This window comes from Dyadobacter sp. HNCC25DJ185 (assembly GCF_056895195.1).
Genome location: NZ_JBXHAR010000007.1, coordinates 495312 through 511314, shown reverse-complemented (window position 1 = coordinate 511314; position 16003 = coordinate 495312). Strand labels below are relative to the sequence as shown.

Genomic DNA, 16003 nt, shown 5'->3' with positions numbered 1-16003 from the left:
ATCAAAATTGATGTTATGTTTGCATCATGGGACTTACCAAAACTGAGATATTCACAGACAAGCAAAACCGGATCGCCGATTTAGCGAAGGCCTTTGCACACCCGGCACGGGTGGCTATTCTGCAGTTGCTCGTTGCCCGCAAAGCTTGTGTCTGCGGTGATATTGTGGATGAACTGGATCTGGCACAGGCGACCGTTTCCCAGCATTTAAAAGAACTGAAACGGATCGGTATCATTCACGGGGAAATCAACCCGCCGAGGGTCTGCTATTGTATCAATCCGCAAGTCTGGGATGAAGCCAGGCTGGTATTTGGCAATCTTTTGGAATCATTTGCTGTCGCCGGCTGCTGTAACTGAACAGCTATTTTTTTGAGTAACTTAATCGCAATATTACAATACAAAAAACCAAAGAACTTGGAAACTGCTGAACAAATCAAAGAGACAGTGCGCCGGAAATACGGCGCCATTGCAGAACAACCTGCCACCGGCATAGCTGAAACAGTCGGTTGCTGCGGGCCTACCTCCTGCTGCGGTCCTGAAACCGAATCAAATGTACCCATGATGATGGCACCGGACTACCAAGATGTAAAGGGCTATGTGGCCGATGCGGACCTGGGCCTGGGCTGCGGCCTGCCGACGCAATTTGCCCAAATCAAACCCGGTGATACCGTAATAGATCTCGGCTCAGGTGCTGGCAACGACTGCTTTGTTGCCCGTTCAGAAACGGGTGAAAACGGCCGGGTGATCGGCCTGGACATGACGCCGGCCATGATCGACCGGGCACGAAAAAACACAAAGGCGCGCGGTTATAAGAATGTGGAATTTGTGTACGGTGACATCGAGGAAATACCTTTGGCCGATGATCTGGCCGATGTTGTAGTGAGCAATTGCGTCATGAACCTGGTCCCTGACAAGCAGAAGGCTTTTCAAGAAACTTTCAGAGTACTGAAACCCGGGGGGCATTTCAGCATTTCCGACATCGTACTGGTCGGTGAACTGCCGGAAGGTTTGCAAAACGATGCTGAAATGTACGTGGGCTGCGTGTCAAGGGCTATTCAAAAGGACGACTATTTGCAAGTGATACGGAATTGCGGCTTCACCCGTATTCAGGTACAAAAAGAACGGGAAATCAATATCCCTGATTCCGTATTGCAAAACTATCTGACGCCCGATGAAATTGCGGATCACAGAGAAGGAAGCCGTGGCATTTACAGCATCACGGTTTTTGCTGAAAAACCAGCTGCGTGCTGCGGACCAAATTGCTGTAACTAATCCATTGCTTGCTATGAAACGAATTTTGGTTTTATGTACCGGCAATTCTGCCCGTTCACAAATGGCCCACGGCTATCTGCAGGCTTTTGCAGGAGACAAAGCGGAAGTTTACAGCGCAGGGGTTGCACCCCGCGGCGTCAATCCCCTATCGGTAAAGGTAATGGCAGAAGATGGTGTCGACATATCTCATCACACCTCCAATCATGTAGATGAGTACACAACCATTCCTCTTGATTACGTGATCACGGTATGCGACCACGCGCACGAACAATGCCCGGTTTTCCCGTCATCTGTCACACGGATCCACCAAAGTTTCCCTGATCCTGGGCATCAGCCAGGGATCGACGCAATCACCTCATTCCGCCAGGTACGCGACCAGATCAAAACATTTTCTCAGGCATTTGTAATGTCCCTGTGGCCAGATCAGCAACAAATTGCGCTCAGGCCAGCGCAGCCCGACGACCGGGAAGCCATCATGGATCTATTGACAGAAGCAGCCCTGGTAACAGAAGACTTGCCGGAAAACCTGGCCGATTTTGTGATTGCCGTGGCGGGAAGACAGATGATGGGTGTAGCGGGCCTTGAAAGATTTGGCCAGGTAGGACTATTACGTTCCCTGGCGGTTCGAAGCACCTGTCAATCCCGCGGCATTGCCAGGCAGATGGTACAGGAAATACTACGGTCCGCGAATGCGGCTGCCGTACGCGAGCTCTACCTGATTACGACAACCGCCGAAGGATACTTCGAGCGCTTTGGATTTAGCGCCATCAGTCGCGACAAGACCCCTGCTCCAATTCAAAATACCCGGCAATTAAGTACACTTTGCCCCTCTTCGGCACTTGTCATGCGGCTGGAATTATAAGCGCGGGTGCACGAATGCCCTGTCGGCAACCAATAAGATTGCTCTTCTTTCTGACAACCTGCATTATCCCTTTGGCCCCGTCCTTGCGAGTCAATCGGGCAATGCTCGTTTGCGTCATGATGTTTCATGGCCTGATTTCGGCAGACCCTCAATCAAACTTGTCTTACCCGATATGTCTTTAATTACATCATCCAGTTCGCTGGCTGCTATTTGAAGAAATTCCAGCAATTTCTCCCGTTCGTCAGCGAAAATTTCCCAGCTCTGAAGCATGCCTGTAATAGCCATAATCCGTGCCAACGGTGCGCGGACGATGTGTGACTGCATGAAGGCGATCTCCCTGAGTTTTACGTTTTGCTGCTCAATAGCCTTAACATAATTGTATCTCTCCGTCATATCATTCGCGATAATGACTTTTGCGAGCTTTCCTTTATATTGGATCAGGTTGGTTTGAATATCCACCTGGATCATTTCGCCATTCTTCCTGAGATGTCTGAAAATACCTTGTCTGACGTTTTCGTGTGCAATGTTGCCTTTAGCCAATGCTTCCTGCAAATGTGGCAGATCCTCCTTCGGTCTGATATCCCTGATCGTCATGAGCAGAAACTCCTCTTTGCTATATCCATAATTTTCAATGGCCGCCTGGTTAACATCCAGGAAACCCAGTGTTTCTAGATCAAAAACCCACATAGGCAGCGGGCTGTGCTGAAAAAGCGAACTGTAATTGCGTTCCGACTCCTCCAGGGCGGAACTGATGCTTTTGCGCTCGGTGATGTCTTTGAAATAGACAGACAAGCCATTGGATGAAGGATAGGCACTGATGTCATACCATTTACCCAACGGAGGATAAAAGTCTTCAAAGTGAACGGCCTGATTGGTTTCTACCGCCTCATGGTATTTTTTGTGGGACTCCGAGCCTACCGCGTCTGAAAAAACGTCCCAAAGGTTGCTCCCGTGCATTTGTTGCTTACTCTTTCCGAGCACGGTTTCCGCAACATTGTTCCAGTAACTCACCGTCCAGTTCCTGTCGACTGCAAAAAATGCGTCCCCGATACTTTCCAGTATGGTATTTTTTTCCTCCAAAGCGTGCGAAGCGGCCAGTTCCGCTTTTTTGCGCACGTCAATATCCTGAAAACTGCCACGTATCCGCACACATCGATTGTTTTCGAATTCCGGCTCGCCAATCACTCTTACCCACCTTACATTCTGCCTGGCCGTCACAATTTGCGCTTCGAAATCGAACGACGCCCCTTCGTCAATCGCCAGACCGATTTTTCGGGCAATCAGAATCCTGTCCTTTTCCTCTTTATAGAAGTCGATACCCGTGCGCATATCCGGATGGAAATCCGCTTCCACTTCATGGATTTTACAAGTAATAGGGGACCAGAAAATAGTGTCTTTTACCAGGTCCACCACCCAGCCGCCAATCCCAGCGAGCGTAGTCACCTTGTCCAGTAAGTTCTCCAGTTCACGGCGCTCTGTAATATCCCTCTCGACAGATATCCAGTGAGTATACCAACCCGTTTCATCCGCAACCGGCGTCACGGTCAGGTTCGCCCAGAATTCCTCCCCATTTTTTTTATAGTTAATCACCGTGATCTCACAGTGCTCCCAGTTGAGCAGGCATTCTTTCAGCCTATCAAGCTCCTTCCGGTCCGTTTTTTGCCCTTGCAGAATTCTTGGCGTTTTACCTATTACTTCTGTGGAAGCATAACCTGTCATTTCGGTAAAGGCCTCATTCACATATATGATACGTGGTCCTGGCTCGTCCAGGGGCCCGGCTTCGGTGATGATGATCGCGTCCCTGCTGTTGGTAATAACCGATTCCAGAAGTCTCAGATGACGCTCTTCCTGTTTGAGCTTCTCCTCGCCTAATTTACGTTGGGTAATATCGAACCTGATAGAAACATACTGATAGGGTTTTCCTTTGTCATTGAGAAAAGGAACAATGGTGGTGTCGACCCAATAATAGCTTCCGTCTTTGGCCTTGTTCCTAAACTCTCCTTTCCAGACCGTTCCGCTCGCAATGGTAGTCCAGAGCGAACGGATATATGCTTTATCGTGAAAAGATGAATTGATGATCCGATGGTCCTGGCCTACAAGTTCGCTTGCCTGGTACCCGGATATAAGACAAAAATTCTCATTCACGTATTTGATAATGCCTTTCTGGTCGGTCACTGCAACCAGGGCGGATTCGTCCAGCGCATATTTGTAGGCATAAAGCTCATTATTTGTCTGATCCAGCAGGTAGTTAGATCTCCTCATCTCGGAAATGTCCTGGTAATGACATACGATTGCCTCCACGTCAGGATCTTCAAGCATGTTTGTAAATGAGGCTTCAATCCAGATATAGTTCCCGCCTGGCCTGATTGTCCGGAAAACGCAGGATTTTGATAAACCTTCCAGCTTCGATATATCCTGGAGAGACTGGATAACCCCTTCCAGATCGTCTGCATGTACGTGGTCTCTCAATCGGCTGCCTAGACGCTCCTGATCAGTCCAGCCTGTAATACGCCGGGCATTGGGACTGCGGTATATAATTTCAAAAGAAGCATTGAGAAGCGAAATGACTTCAAAGCTGCTCTCGAGGATTTTAGTGATGCGACTGTCATCGAGTAAAAGTTTTAAATGCATTTGAAAAGCAGATCATCATAAAACTAACTTTAAGAATGTATGGGGTTATCCTACTCGAATCTCAATAATAATTTGGCTAATAATACCTAAAATATTCAACAATCAAAAAAATAATTAAAGCCTTGAAAATCAGGAATAAAACGCCGATAACGCCTGTTAATCACTAAAAGTGACATAACCGGTTCCATAAAACATGATCAAAGTCATAAAATTCTCTGGTTCTTAAAGTTACCTTACTTGGTTTTAGGTTACCCTTCCAGGCAACCTGGAAAATAAAGTTGACAAGGCACACAACCCTCTTATCCGATCTGAAAAGTACTGCCCCGAACTGAATGCCAAATGCATTCAAATATCATCGTCCAAGGCCCCATCATGCCGAGAAGCAGGTAAGGATTTATCAGGCATGTTTTAAACTTTTACTTAATCCCGCCCAAAGTCAGGTTTTGCCAGATCTGGCAAAACCTGACGCAGATCATGTCCTGACCCGTACCGTGTCAGGTTTTTTTAAGCCGGGACTGACTTATTTTGACCCACGATAAGATCATCATCATGCGGAAAAAACTTCTGATACATAGCGTATTAATGTTTGCGGTGTTGTTTAATGAATGTGTAAAAGCACAGGATTTGGACGAATGGAAAACATTCTTGTTCAGGAAGGGGCTGGGCGAAACCACCGGATTAAAAGACAGCACAGAAATCAGCAGTCTTGCATACCGGATTGCTTACGGCGAATTGGAACGTAAACAATCCTGGCTACTTACCGAAAAGATCGATTCCGTGAGGATTAACGCGGCAGCACAACGGATCATGGAGAAACCAGGTTCCTGGCGGCCCGAGTTCGAATCGCTCGAACCTGTGCTGGAACCTTATCAAACGTTAAGAAAGTTGGTTGATTCGCTGACCGCAGCAGGGGCCGATTCGCTGATTGAATGGGAAAAAGTCAATTACTCTTTCAACCAATACCGATTGGTTAACCGTTTGCCAGATCAGATGATCGTGCTGGTGAATGTCCCCTCTGCTACGCTCAGGGTGATTGACCATGCCGGCAAAGACCTTTTAGCATGCGCGGTCATTGTCGGAAGCCCCGGCACTCCGACACCTGTTTTTGCGGCCTATCTGACCAGGATCATCACTTATCCCTATTGGAACGTGCCCAGGTCCATTGCGGTGAAAGAGTTCTTACCAAAAATAAAAAAGAACCCTGCAGGTTACCTCGACGCCATGAAAATGCAGGTCATTTCCCGGGAAGGCAAATTAGTCTCGCCGGAAAACGTAGACTGGAAGAGCTTATCGTCCCGGAATTTTCCATACCGGCTCAGACAATCTACAGGATGCGACAATGCGCTGGGTGTTGTCAAATTTGATCTGGACAGCCCTTACGATGTGTACCTCCACGACACAAACCACCGTGAGCTATTCGAAAAAAAATACCGTTTCCTGAGCCACGGCTGTATCCGGGTTGCAGAACCCGTGAAGCTGGCCAACCTGCTGATGCAACAACAGTTGCTTCCTGAAACGTTTACCAATGAGCGTTACCATAATATCCCTTCGCAGTTTTTTTCATTACCGGCTAAAATTCCTGTGGTAATTACCTATGCCTTAGCCGGGGTCGAAAACGGGCTCGCCCTTTACCCCGACATTTATAAGAAAATGCGCCTTTCATATCCGTAACCTTTAGTCTGTTCAAAATGGAAACAATCAGCACGAGTTCGTTCATCTTCTGGGCAGCCTACACGGCTAGCAACCTGGTGGCATTGTCGCTTATCTGGGGCAGCACTAAATACCCAGGGACTACCAGGGCCTCCTTTTTTATCATATTCATCGGAGCAGCGGCGGCCAATACATACATCGCCCTCGATTCGCCCTGGGCTTACCAGGACTACGCCGACACGGCCATTCCGTTATACGAACGATTCATCCTGGGTGCTTTCGAGGCGATTGTCCAGCCCATGGTACTGACCATCGCTGTCGCACAGGTGCTTATTGCACTCTCCATGCTGTTTAAAGGCAAACTGCTGATCGCCGGGTGCTGGGCCGGTATCATTTTCTGTATCAGTATAGCGCCCCTGGGATTGTATGCTGCCTTTCCTTCTACGCTTTTGATGGCGATAGCGCTATTCCGCCTTCAAAGGAGTGAAGTTGCTTCTCTTTCAATTAAAAAGGAGCGGAAAACAGGCAGGATAGCCACTTCAGATTTAACATAAAACACAATGCAAGACCTATCAAGGATCAAAAATACAGCGTTGGCCCAAAGGGCTATATCTGCCACTGAAGCCGCCAAATACATCCGGAACGGCATGGTGGTTGCTTCAAGCGGTTTTACAAAATCCGGGGACAGCAAGGCGGTGCTTCTGGCGTTGTCCGAAAGGGCCGAATTCGATCCCTTAAAAATAACCCTGATTACCGGCGCATCGCTCGGCCAGGAAACCGACGCACGGCTGGCCACGGCAGGTGCCATTGCATTGCGGCTGCCCTTCCAGTCCGACCCGGTAATGCGCACCTTTATCAATGAAGGCCAGCTCATGTATATCGATGAAAACCTGGGCGAAACAGCCATGCACCTCAAGAACGGCGTTTTTCCGGCGATCGACATCGCCATCATCGAAGCGGCATCAATTCGGCAGGACGGCAGCATTGTGCCTACCACCTCTGTTGGCAATTCTGCTGTCATCGCAACGCTGGCTAAGAAGGTTATCATCGAGATCAACACTTCCATTCCTGTCGGTATCGAAGGTATACATGACATTTTCCAGGTTGGAAATTATCCGGCAAAGACCATCATACCGATTACCTCAGCGGGCCAGCGCATTGGCACAACATCCATTCCCTGCGATCCTGACAAAATCATCGGCATCGTTTTCACAGATCTCAAAGACAGTCCGGCTGATGTTGTCCCCATCGACAAAACCACAGAAAAGATCGCGGGTCACATACTCGATTTCCTAAAAAATGAAGTCAAAAAGGGCAGGTTGACCAATTCCTTGCTGCCCTTGCAGGCTGGAATAGGCAAAGTTGCCAATGCCGTCTTGCATGGGTTTGCAGAAAGTACTTTCGGACATCTCACCATGTACTCCGAGGTTTTGCAGGACAGCACTTTTGACTTAATAGACGCCGGTAAGCTGGATTTTGCTTCGGGCTCATCGATCACTGTCTCCGAAGCGTGCTACCACAGGTTATTCAGCAATTGGGACAAGTATAAAGACAAAATCGTCCTCAGGCCGCAGGATATCACCAATGCCGCAGAAGTCATCAGCAGGCTGGGCGTGATCGCCATCAACACGGCGCTGGAATGTGACATCTATGGAAATATCAATTCCTCCCACATTGCCGGGACCCATATCATGAACGGCATCGGCGGGTCGGCGGATTTTGCCCAAAACAGCTACATGAGCATTTTCGTGACCGAATCTGTTTGCAAGGGCAATACGATCTCCCGCATTGTGCCAATGGTTTCGCACGTGGACCATTCAGAACATGACGTCGATATTATCGTCACCGAGCAGGGACTGGCCGACCTGCGCGGCCTTGCGCCGCGCCAGAAAGCAGCCGCGGTCATCGCAAACTGCGCTCACCCCGAGTACCGGGAAATGCTCGCCGGATATTATCAAGAAGCGTGCAAGAGGGGCGGCCAGACACCTCACGTCATCGAAAAAGCTTTCGACTGGTACAAAAACCTCCGGGAAACCGGGTCTATGAAAAGCACACGTCATTTTCAGGAATCTTAACAACGCCGCAAGTCCGATCACACTAAAAGAAAGACTTATGAAAACGCTGTTTACCGCCTTCATCCCTTTGGCATTTCTGGTCTTTTCATGCACTGACCACGAAACGCCTCACCCTGAGCTGTCGTTCAGGACCTTGCCGTTTGAGCATATCTACGAAGGTACAATTTTCAAAATACAGGTTGACGACAAGGGTGAGATACCGGTAAAAGAATATGGGATTGTCTACACGGCCTACTTTCGAGGCGTTGGAAATCATAATCTTGAACCGACCATTAACGACAACAAAATAACTTTTGACAACCCTTTGGAGTTGGGCATCAATCAGTTCCTTTACACAAAGGATTTTATAAGCGGAAGAACATTCTTCTATTACCGTGCCTACGCAATCCTGAGTGACGACTCCGTGATTTATGGCAACCGCATCAGTTTTACTGTCTAAATAAACAACGATCTCAATAAAACCAAGATGAAAAACATACTATTGGCCCTCAATCCTTACAAGCCCTGTATGCCCTGCATGCAATTTGGCTGCTACCTGGCGCAGCTCACCCAATCCAGGCTTACGATTGTATTCGTGGAAAAACACAGTGCGGATGCCCAGCCGTCGCTCAAATTAAAATACGGCATGCCCTACGTGGAGACGATTGTCGCCAGCGACCTGCCTGGGTATGCAGCGTATGAAGAAACACGCTCGGTATACATAGAAACATTCAGGAAAACCTGCGAGGACAAAGGGGTGCGGTACAGCATACACCCGGACTTAGATTCTCCTCTCGAGGGACTCGTTACAGAGAGCAGGTTCGCTGATTTGCTGATACTTGACAGAAACATCAGTTTAGAAGACCAATCAGCCGATGTACCTTCCAAGTTTGTCAAAAACGTGCTTGCCGGAGCAGAATGCCCTGTGGTGGTAGCCCCCATGTCCTTCGACGGCGTCGACGAGTTATTGTTTGCTTATGAGGACAGCCGCTCTTCGGCCTTCGCCATCAAGCAGTTCAGCTACCTTTTCCCGGAACTGGATGACGTGAAGGTGACGATGCTGCATGTGCAAAAACATCCGGACGAAAACGAGTTCCAACGGGAAAAACTATCACAATGGGTCAGTGCTCATTACAGTTACCCTGTCTTTAAAATCATGACCGGCGACCCAGGTAAAGAACTATATAAATATTTGAACGAGAAAAAAAGGACGTTGGTGATCATGGGCGCATTTGGCCGTGATGCGTTATCCAGATTACTGTTTCCCAGCACGGCCGACCCGCTACTGGAAAGCCTGTACCTGCCCTTCTTCTTCGCCCACCCTTAAATAAAACATACATGAAAAAGATCATTGCCGCCATCGACGGCCTCAAATATGCGGAAAGCACCGTCCAATATGCCATTCAGATTGCCCGCGAAACCCAGTCGCACCTGGTCGGCATATTTCTTGAAGATTTCAGCTACCATAGTTATTCCATTTACGAATTAGCGCCCCGCCTCGAACCTTGGGAACAGCAGCTCCGGAAGCTCAATGAGCAAGATCTCGTTTCGAGGGTAGAATCGGTGGAAAAATTTACCGCGCTTTGCGAAAAGGCCGAAATTGAATTCACCATTCACCACGACCGGAATTTTGCCTTGCCCGAATTATTGCATGAAACGGTATATGCCGACCTGCTGGTCATTGGCAAAAATGAAACGCTCTCCCCTTTACCGCAAATACCGCCTACCGGGTTCCTCCGCGACCTGCTTGGCGACATCCAGTGCCCGGTACTGGTGGTGCCCGAAGATTTTGAGGTTGTCGGGAAAACCGTGCTCTTGTACGACGGCCAGCCTTCCTCCATGTTCGCCATCAAGATGTTCAGTTACCTGCTACCGTTCCTGAAAATGCTTCCGGTTGAAATTCTTTCTGTCAAACCACAGGATGAAAACCTGCACCTGCCGGACAACCGCCTGATGAAGGAATTTTCTAAACGGCACTTTCAAAATGCCAGTTACCAGATCCTGCATGGCACTCCCGAACAAGAAATCGTGAAGTACTTAAAAGAAAGTGAACAGGCGCCGCTGGTGGTACTGGGTGCTTATCAGCGGAACCTGGTGTCGCGGTGGTTCAGACGCAGTATGGCGGACCTGCTGATGGAGAAATTGGACAGTCCACTGTTTATAGCCCACACATAGGGCACGGGCCGGGATCGAAAGCCCGGCCCTTTTTCAGGCCGGCTGGCCCACAGGTTGCTGCAAACATGTCCACGTAGGCAAATGTGCATGGTTCACCACATCAGCCGCGATGCTGGACATATACAAATGATTGAGATCGATGGCTCCGTGCGTCGTCATGGCAATCATATCGGCGCCTGTTTCCCGGGCAAAATGCAGGATGCCCTCTTTCTCATCCGGACCCGCAACAATGTTGACCGTGTATTTTGAAAGACCATGGAAAACGGCATACTCCCTCACCCGGTGGGCGAGTATTTCCCGGTCAGTGACACCGGAAGTGTCTATGCGTAGCAGGTGAAGCCAGGCACCGAGTTCGGCTTGAAGCTTTTTAAGCCGGGAAATCCCGTCATAATCTGAAAGAACAAGGTCACAAGGGAAAACGATATTCTTGATATCATGGATGTGCGTTTCCCGTTTGACCGCAAAAACCGGTACCGGTGAGGTCCTTACTAGTTTTTCGACATTTGAACCCATAAACACACCTTCCCAGCCTCTGGAGCCGCGTGTGCCGATCACTACCAGATCGGTACTTTCCTCCGCGATAGCCTCCATCACTGACAACACAAATTTCCCAGGCCGAATTTTCTGACAAATCTGAACAGGCTGGGTAATCCTGATGAGCATATTTTCGAAGTTTTCCCGAAACCCTTCCGACACAAAGGGTTCGTCTTTCTGCTGCTGCGGGCCGACCACCGAAAGCACAGTAATGGCGGCTGAAGTGGCGGCGGCAAGTTCAACCGCGAATTGAAGCCCTTCAATGGCCGGTGCAGAAAAATCACAGGGTACGAGGATTCTTTGCATATTATTCTGTCGGGAATGGCTTCGGGAAACGCAGTCTCGAAAAGGTAAGGTTATTGGTTACCCCGAAAACGCCCAGGATATTTTCCACGCAAGACTGAACCAGACGCCTGTCTGCCTCCTGCCCTACTTTACCTTCAAGTGAAACCCATCCCTCATCCACGGATATGAGGATATCCCTATCGTTCAGTTGGCTGTTCTGGTGCAGGGCGCTCCGGATGTGACCGGCGAGCGACCAATCGCTGATGCATGTTTTCATGTCGGGCTGGTGAAACTTCGAGAGGGAACCGTTAAACTCCTGGCGAGGCATATGTCCACACCGGCTCACCGATGTGATTGACCACATCTTCGGCCACGCTGCCTTTCAAAATATGGTTAAAACCCTGATAGCCATGTGTGGACATTGCGATAATGGAATGGGGTACTTTACCGGCAAACTGGATGATGGCCTCTTCTACACTGGATCCATTTCGGACATTGAGGGTATACCTTTCCAAACCGTAAAATTTGGCAAAATCTTTGAGGCTGACTTCTACCTCTTCGTCCCGTATCAGGCTTGCGGGATAGTTATTCACATACAAAACATGGATCACGGCGTCAAAGAATTGCTGCAAGGCCTGTACCTTTTTCATCAGCTCTCCCTGGGTTAGGTCCAGACAACTTGGTAAGATAATGTTACGGACATTCTTTACATGCGCCATTTTGGGGAGAACAAAAACCGGTACAGGCGACGAGCGAACTATCTTTTCTGTATTGGAGCCAATGAAAAATTCTTTAAGCCCATGAGCACCCAAGGTTGCCATCACAACCAGGTCGATTTGTTCCTGTGCTATCATTTTCAGGATCGTCTCGATCAGAGACCCTGTTTCCACTGAAAATTTTACCGGGGCAGAAATAGATCCCGTCGTTTTCCGCATTTTTTCAAATTCCTCTTCGGCGTCCCGGGTAATCTCACTGATCGTACGAACCGGGTCGATCACCGCATAAGGCTGTCCCGCCATGCCATTACCGTACAGATATTGCACTTCAATTACATGTACCACGCTTACCTGCCCGTTATTGGCATCAGCGATTTCACAGGCAAACTGGTAGGCATGGCGTGCAGCAGTGGAAAAGTCGCAGGGAACCAGGATATTTTTCATAATCGTAGCTATTTAGGACGTCAAATATGATAATCAGAAACCAAGTTATCCTGAAAAGTGCTCGTGACAAATGACATGATGGCCATAAAAAAATGATTATAGTCATCTCTGGCGAAGATAGGTCCTGGGCGGTTGAGCTAGTTTTTGTGGAACCTGAAAAACATAATTTTCAGCCAGTCGGCCGTGAGCATATAAAGGGCCAGGATACCCAGCAGGATGAGCATTTGCCTGGCCGGAACTGCCATCAGGCCCAGGGCCCGGGCGAAAGGCGACCATGGCAAAAAGAGCGCAAGTGTCAGCGAAAATAACGTGATCATCAGAAGCGCTTTGCCTGGCCTGCTTTTGATGAAAGGCACCCGGGTGCGTATGACCAGCAGGATGAGCAATTCGGTAATGACAGATTCCAGAAACCAGCCGGTTCGAAACGATGCCCCGGTCAGCTTGAAATGAAAATAAAGGACGTAAAAAGTCAGAAAGTCAAAAATGGAGCTATGCAGGCCGAAAACCATCATGAAGTTCCTGATCAGCTTCATATCCCACTTCCCTGGCGAAGCCAGCTGGGACTGATCCACATTGTCCGAAGCGATCGCCAGCGCCGGCAGGTCTGTGATAAAGTTGGTCAGCAGGATCTGTTTGGGCAGCATGGGCAAAAACGGGAGCAGCAGGGAAGCTGCCGCCACGCTGAACATATTACCGAACGTAGCACCAGTAGTGATGAAAATGTATTTCATCGAGTTCACAAACGATTTTCTTCCTTCTTCGATACCGTCGGCCAGAACGGAGAGGTCTTTTTCCAGCAGTACAAAATCTGCCGCCTGCTTGGCTGCGTCTACCGCATTGCTGGTCGAGATACCCGCATCCGCAGCGTTGATTGCAGCCACATCGTTGATCCCATCGCCGATATAGGCAACAACCTGTTTTGCCTGCTGCAGCGCTTTCACGATCCGTACTTTCTGGTGGGGCTCGATTTCTGAAAACACGTCCGTTTTGAGGACCCTGATTTGCAGCGCCTCCGGCGACATCTTGTTCAACTCATCCCCCGTCAGCACCTGAGGTGAGTCGATCCCTATTTTTTGGGCGATATGGGCGGCGGCGTACCGGTTGTCCCCGGTAATGATCTTGAACTGTACATTCATCCGGCCGAGCCTATCAATGGACGCAATGCTGGATTCTTTCAGGGGATCTTCCAGCAGCAGATAACCTACGAATGTCATCGCGCTTTCATCCTCCCTGCCCATCTTATCGCCCTCAAATGCCTTTGACGCGATACCTAGTACCCGGTAGCCTTCTTTCGAAAATGCTTCGAAACGATCATGAATGGTAGTCCGCAACTTCCCGTCTAGTTCTTTCGTCTCCCCCACTTCGTCCTTCACAAAACTGCATACGTCCAGTATGTTGGTCAGTGCGCCTTTGCTGACGATGCTTTTTTTGTCCTGGTAACTAACCAGGATGGTCAGCCTTTTCCTGATAAAATCGTAAGGAATTTCATCGATTTTTGCATAGCCCTCCGTGTCCACCGCCAATGCACAAATCGCCTCGTCGACCGGATTGGTAAAGCCCTGCTGCATGGATGCATTGAGGTAGGCAAGCAGCCGGACCTGGTCGTCCGGTCTTCCATATACGTTCAGAAAATCCTTTACACAAACTGTGCCTTCCGTAATCGTCCCCGTCTTGTCGGAACACAGCACACGCACTTCACCGAAATTGAATATAGAGGAGAGCTTTTTAACAATTACTTTCTTCTTCATCATCCGGCTGGCCCCGGACGACATAGAAACCGTCATAATTGCCGGCAACAGTTCGGGTGCCATTCCCACGGCAAGTGCAAGGGAAAAAAGCAGTGAATCCAGCAGTGGTTTGTGAAAATAGATATTGATAGCAAAAATAACCAATGTCAGCAAAGCGGTGATCTGGAGCAGGAAATAACCAAAGTGCTTAATCCCTTTCTCGAACGCAGTCTCCGGCGTTTCGGATAAACTGGTGGCGATTTGTCCGAATATGGTATCCTTTCCGGTATGGACAGCGACGGCCGTGGTAGTACCGCTGACCACATTGGTACCTTCCCAAAGACAGTTGAAAGTTTTGGCAAGGGCAGTCTGCTCGTCGGTCTCGCCAGGCATTTTCTCCGCCGGGTAGCTCTCGCCCGTCAGGCTGCTTTCGTTAACGTGCAGCTCATTGCTTTCCATGATCCGGCAATCGGCGGGGATGATGTCGCCTGCCTTGAGGCGGACAATGTCGCCAGGGACAATTTCCTTCATGTTGACCGATACCTCGGCCCCGCCACGAACTACGACACTTTTAAGCTCGATCATTTGCCGAAGTTTTTCAACGGCTTTCCCGGCATGCAGTTCCTGCCAGAAGCTCAGGAGTCCGGTGACCACAAGTATGGAAAATATAATCAGCGTATCGGAAACTTCCCCCAGCACGGCCGATAGTAAAACCGCAATCACCAGCAACAAAACCAGCGGACTGGTAAATTGCCTGATGAAAATTTTCAAACCTTTTTTGAACTCCGACTCGCCAATCGTCTGCTGAGCATTTTGTTTCTGGCGTTCTTTGACAACGCTATCGCTCAAACCCTGATCGCCACTTTCCAGCAAATCAAGAACACTGCTTAAAGGCAAACCCCGGATATTCTTTACATACATGATGAATAGGCCATTAAATGTTTGACATACCAGTTCTGGCTGCAAAGTTGATCAACTGAAAAGACCGCATTTATGACGATGGTCAGTTATTCTGCTGAGCTAGGTTTGCTTTAAGAACTCTTATCAGACAGACCATGAGAAGAGGAGAAACCGCCCCGGCTGCAATGAACAAGGTCAGTTCAACGGTAAGTGGCCTTAAGGCAAGTATGCCGCGAAAAAAGGGCAAATTGTTTATAGTTACCAGGATCAGCGAGCAAATAACGACAGCAAACCAGACATACGGGTTGCAGGTTACTTCATTTTTAAAAAAGCCGCTTTTATTCGAATATAAATTAAAAACATGGAGGAGCTGCGTCACGGATAACGCATAAAATGTAAGAGTATTTCCTGCCTGTACGCTGAGCCCGATCTGCTCGACCGCATACCAGTATACACTCAAAACAGAAGCCGACAAGAAGCGGCAGCGGCCAGAACCCATACAATCAGATTGTTCAATTGCCTTAGCAGAAGGCCCCATACACTTTCAATCTTTTCGGGACGAAACTGGTTGAGCCCATATTCCTTGTTTCTGCGTAGTGCCTCAGGCCCGGATAGGCCCTTGCCCGGATCTACATTCAGAATAACGGCCAGCTCGGCCCCCTTAGATTCATGAAAAGCTTTCAAATGCACCTTGCTGGTAAATGATGTCACGACCGTAACCCGGCGTAAGGATGGCATTTTCGCCGGGAGCATG

16 protein-coding genes are annotated in these 16003 nt (G+C 48.9%); 9 read left to right on the top strand and 7 right to left on the bottom strand.

All coding sequences use genetic code 11. The features are described 5' to 3' along the window. The first annotated feature begins 26 nt into the window (after window positions 1-26). Genes AC1XUF_RS22165 through arsN2 form a run of 3 tightly spaced genes read left to right on the top strand, consistent with a single transcriptional unit; the run spans window position 27 to window position 2133 of the window. Entirely contained in the window at window positions 27-356 is a 330-nt protein-coding gene (locus tag AC1XUF_RS22165) for an ArsR/SmtB family transcription factor (protein WP_483344019.1), read from the top strand. Between the two features lie 57 nt (window positions 357-413). Beyond that, complete coding sequence (locus tag AC1XUF_RS22160) at window positions 414-1271, top strand: arsenite methyltransferase (RefSeq protein WP_483344018.1); 858 nt, start codon at window positions 414-416, stop codon at window positions 1269-1271. Between the two features lie 13 nt (window positions 1272-1284). Next, window positions 1285-2133, top strand: a complete 849-nt coding sequence (gene arsN2, locus AC1XUF_RS22155) for an arsenic resistance N-acetyltransferase ArsN2 (protein ID WP_483344017.1) — start codon at window positions 1285-1287, stop codon at window positions 2131-2133. Window positions 2134-2247: 114 nt separating this feature from the next. Here the strand turns inward: arsN2 and AC1XUF_RS22150 are convergent, their stop codons facing one another. Continuing rightward, on the bottom strand, window positions 2248-4764 hold the full coding sequence (locus tag AC1XUF_RS22150; RefSeq protein ID WP_483344016.1) for a PAS domain S-box protein: 2517 nt from the start codon (window positions 4762-4764) through the stop codon (window positions 2248-2250). Window positions 4765-5313: 549 nt separating this feature from the next. Here AC1XUF_RS22150 and AC1XUF_RS22145 point away from each other — a divergent pair. The 6 genes from AC1XUF_RS22145 to AC1XUF_RS22120 are packed head-to-tail and all read left to right on the top strand — an operon-like array spanning window position 5314 to window position 10643. Next, window positions 5314-6435 (top strand): L,D-transpeptidase family protein, encoded by a 1122-nt coding sequence (locus AC1XUF_RS22145; protein ID WP_483344015.1) that lies wholly within the window; start codon window positions 5314-5316, stop codon window positions 6433-6435. 17 nt (window positions 6436-6452) lie between these two features. Continuing rightward, window positions 6453-6968, top strand: coding sequence for a hypothetical protein (locus AC1XUF_RS22140; protein ID WP_483344014.1), 516 nt, complete (start codon window positions 6453-6455; stop codon window positions 6966-6968). A 6-nt stretch (window positions 6969-6974) separates the two neighbouring features. Continuing rightward, window positions 6975-8489, top strand: coding sequence for a succinate CoA transferase (locus tag AC1XUF_RS22135; RefSeq protein WP_483344013.1), 1515 nt, complete (start codon window positions 6975-6977; stop codon window positions 8487-8489). Window positions 8490-8526: 37 nt separating this feature from the next. After that, entirely contained in the window at window positions 8527-8928 is a 402-nt protein-coding gene (locus AC1XUF_RS22130; RefSeq protein WP_483344012.1) for a hypothetical protein, read from the top strand. A gap of 27 nt (window positions 8929-8955) precedes the next feature. Then, window positions 8956-9795: a universal stress protein gene (locus AC1XUF_RS22125; RefSeq protein WP_483344011.1), complete on the top strand. Its 840-nt coding sequence runs from the start codon at window positions 8956-8958 to the stop codon at window positions 9793-9795. Window positions 9796-9806: 11 nt separating this feature from the next. Continuing rightward, window positions 9807-10643, top strand: a complete 837-nt coding sequence (locus AC1XUF_RS22120; RefSeq protein ID WP_483344010.1) for a universal stress protein — start codon at window positions 9807-9809, stop codon at window positions 10641-10643. Window positions 10644-10676: 33 nt separating this feature from the next. On the opposite strand, the gene AC1XUF_RS22115 is transcribed toward AC1XUF_RS22120, so the two are convergent. From AC1XUF_RS22115 to AC1XUF_RS22090, 6 genes are all read right to left on the bottom strand, one after another. Then, window positions 10677-11483, bottom strand: coding sequence for a universal stress protein (locus AC1XUF_RS22115; protein WP_483344009.1), 807 nt, complete (start codon window positions 11481-11483; stop codon window positions 10677-10679). Between the two features lies 1 nt (window position 11484). Next, a complete protein-coding gene (locus tag AC1XUF_RS22110; protein WP_483344008.1) occupies window positions 11485-11739 on the bottom strand; it encodes a BON domain-containing protein in 255 nt (84 codons plus the stop codon). Between the two features lie 31 nt (window positions 11740-11770). Continuing rightward, complete coding sequence (locus tag AC1XUF_RS22105) at window positions 11771-12622, bottom strand: universal stress protein (RefSeq protein ID WP_483344007.1); 852 nt, start codon at window positions 12620-12622, stop codon at window positions 11771-11773. 137 nt (window positions 12623-12759) lie between these two features. Beyond that, entirely contained in the window at window positions 12760-15270 is a 2511-nt protein-coding gene (gene mgtA, locus AC1XUF_RS22100) for a magnesium-translocating P-type ATPase (protein WP_483344006.1), read from the bottom strand. 82 nt (window positions 15271-15352) lie between these two features. Then, window positions 15353-15748, bottom strand: a complete 396-nt coding sequence (locus AC1XUF_RS22095) for a cation transporting ATPase C-terminal domain-containing protein (RefSeq protein ID WP_483344005.1) — start codon at window positions 15746-15748, stop codon at window positions 15353-15355. Then, window positions 15706-16002 (bottom strand): cation-transporting P-type ATPase, encoded by a 297-nt coding sequence (locus AC1XUF_RS22090; protein ID WP_483344004.1) that lies wholly within the window; start codon window positions 16000-16002, stop codon window positions 15706-15708. The genes AC1XUF_RS22095 and AC1XUF_RS22090 overlap by 43 nt, the downstream gene beginning before the upstream one ends. Between the last annotated feature and the right edge of the window lies 1 nt (window position 16003).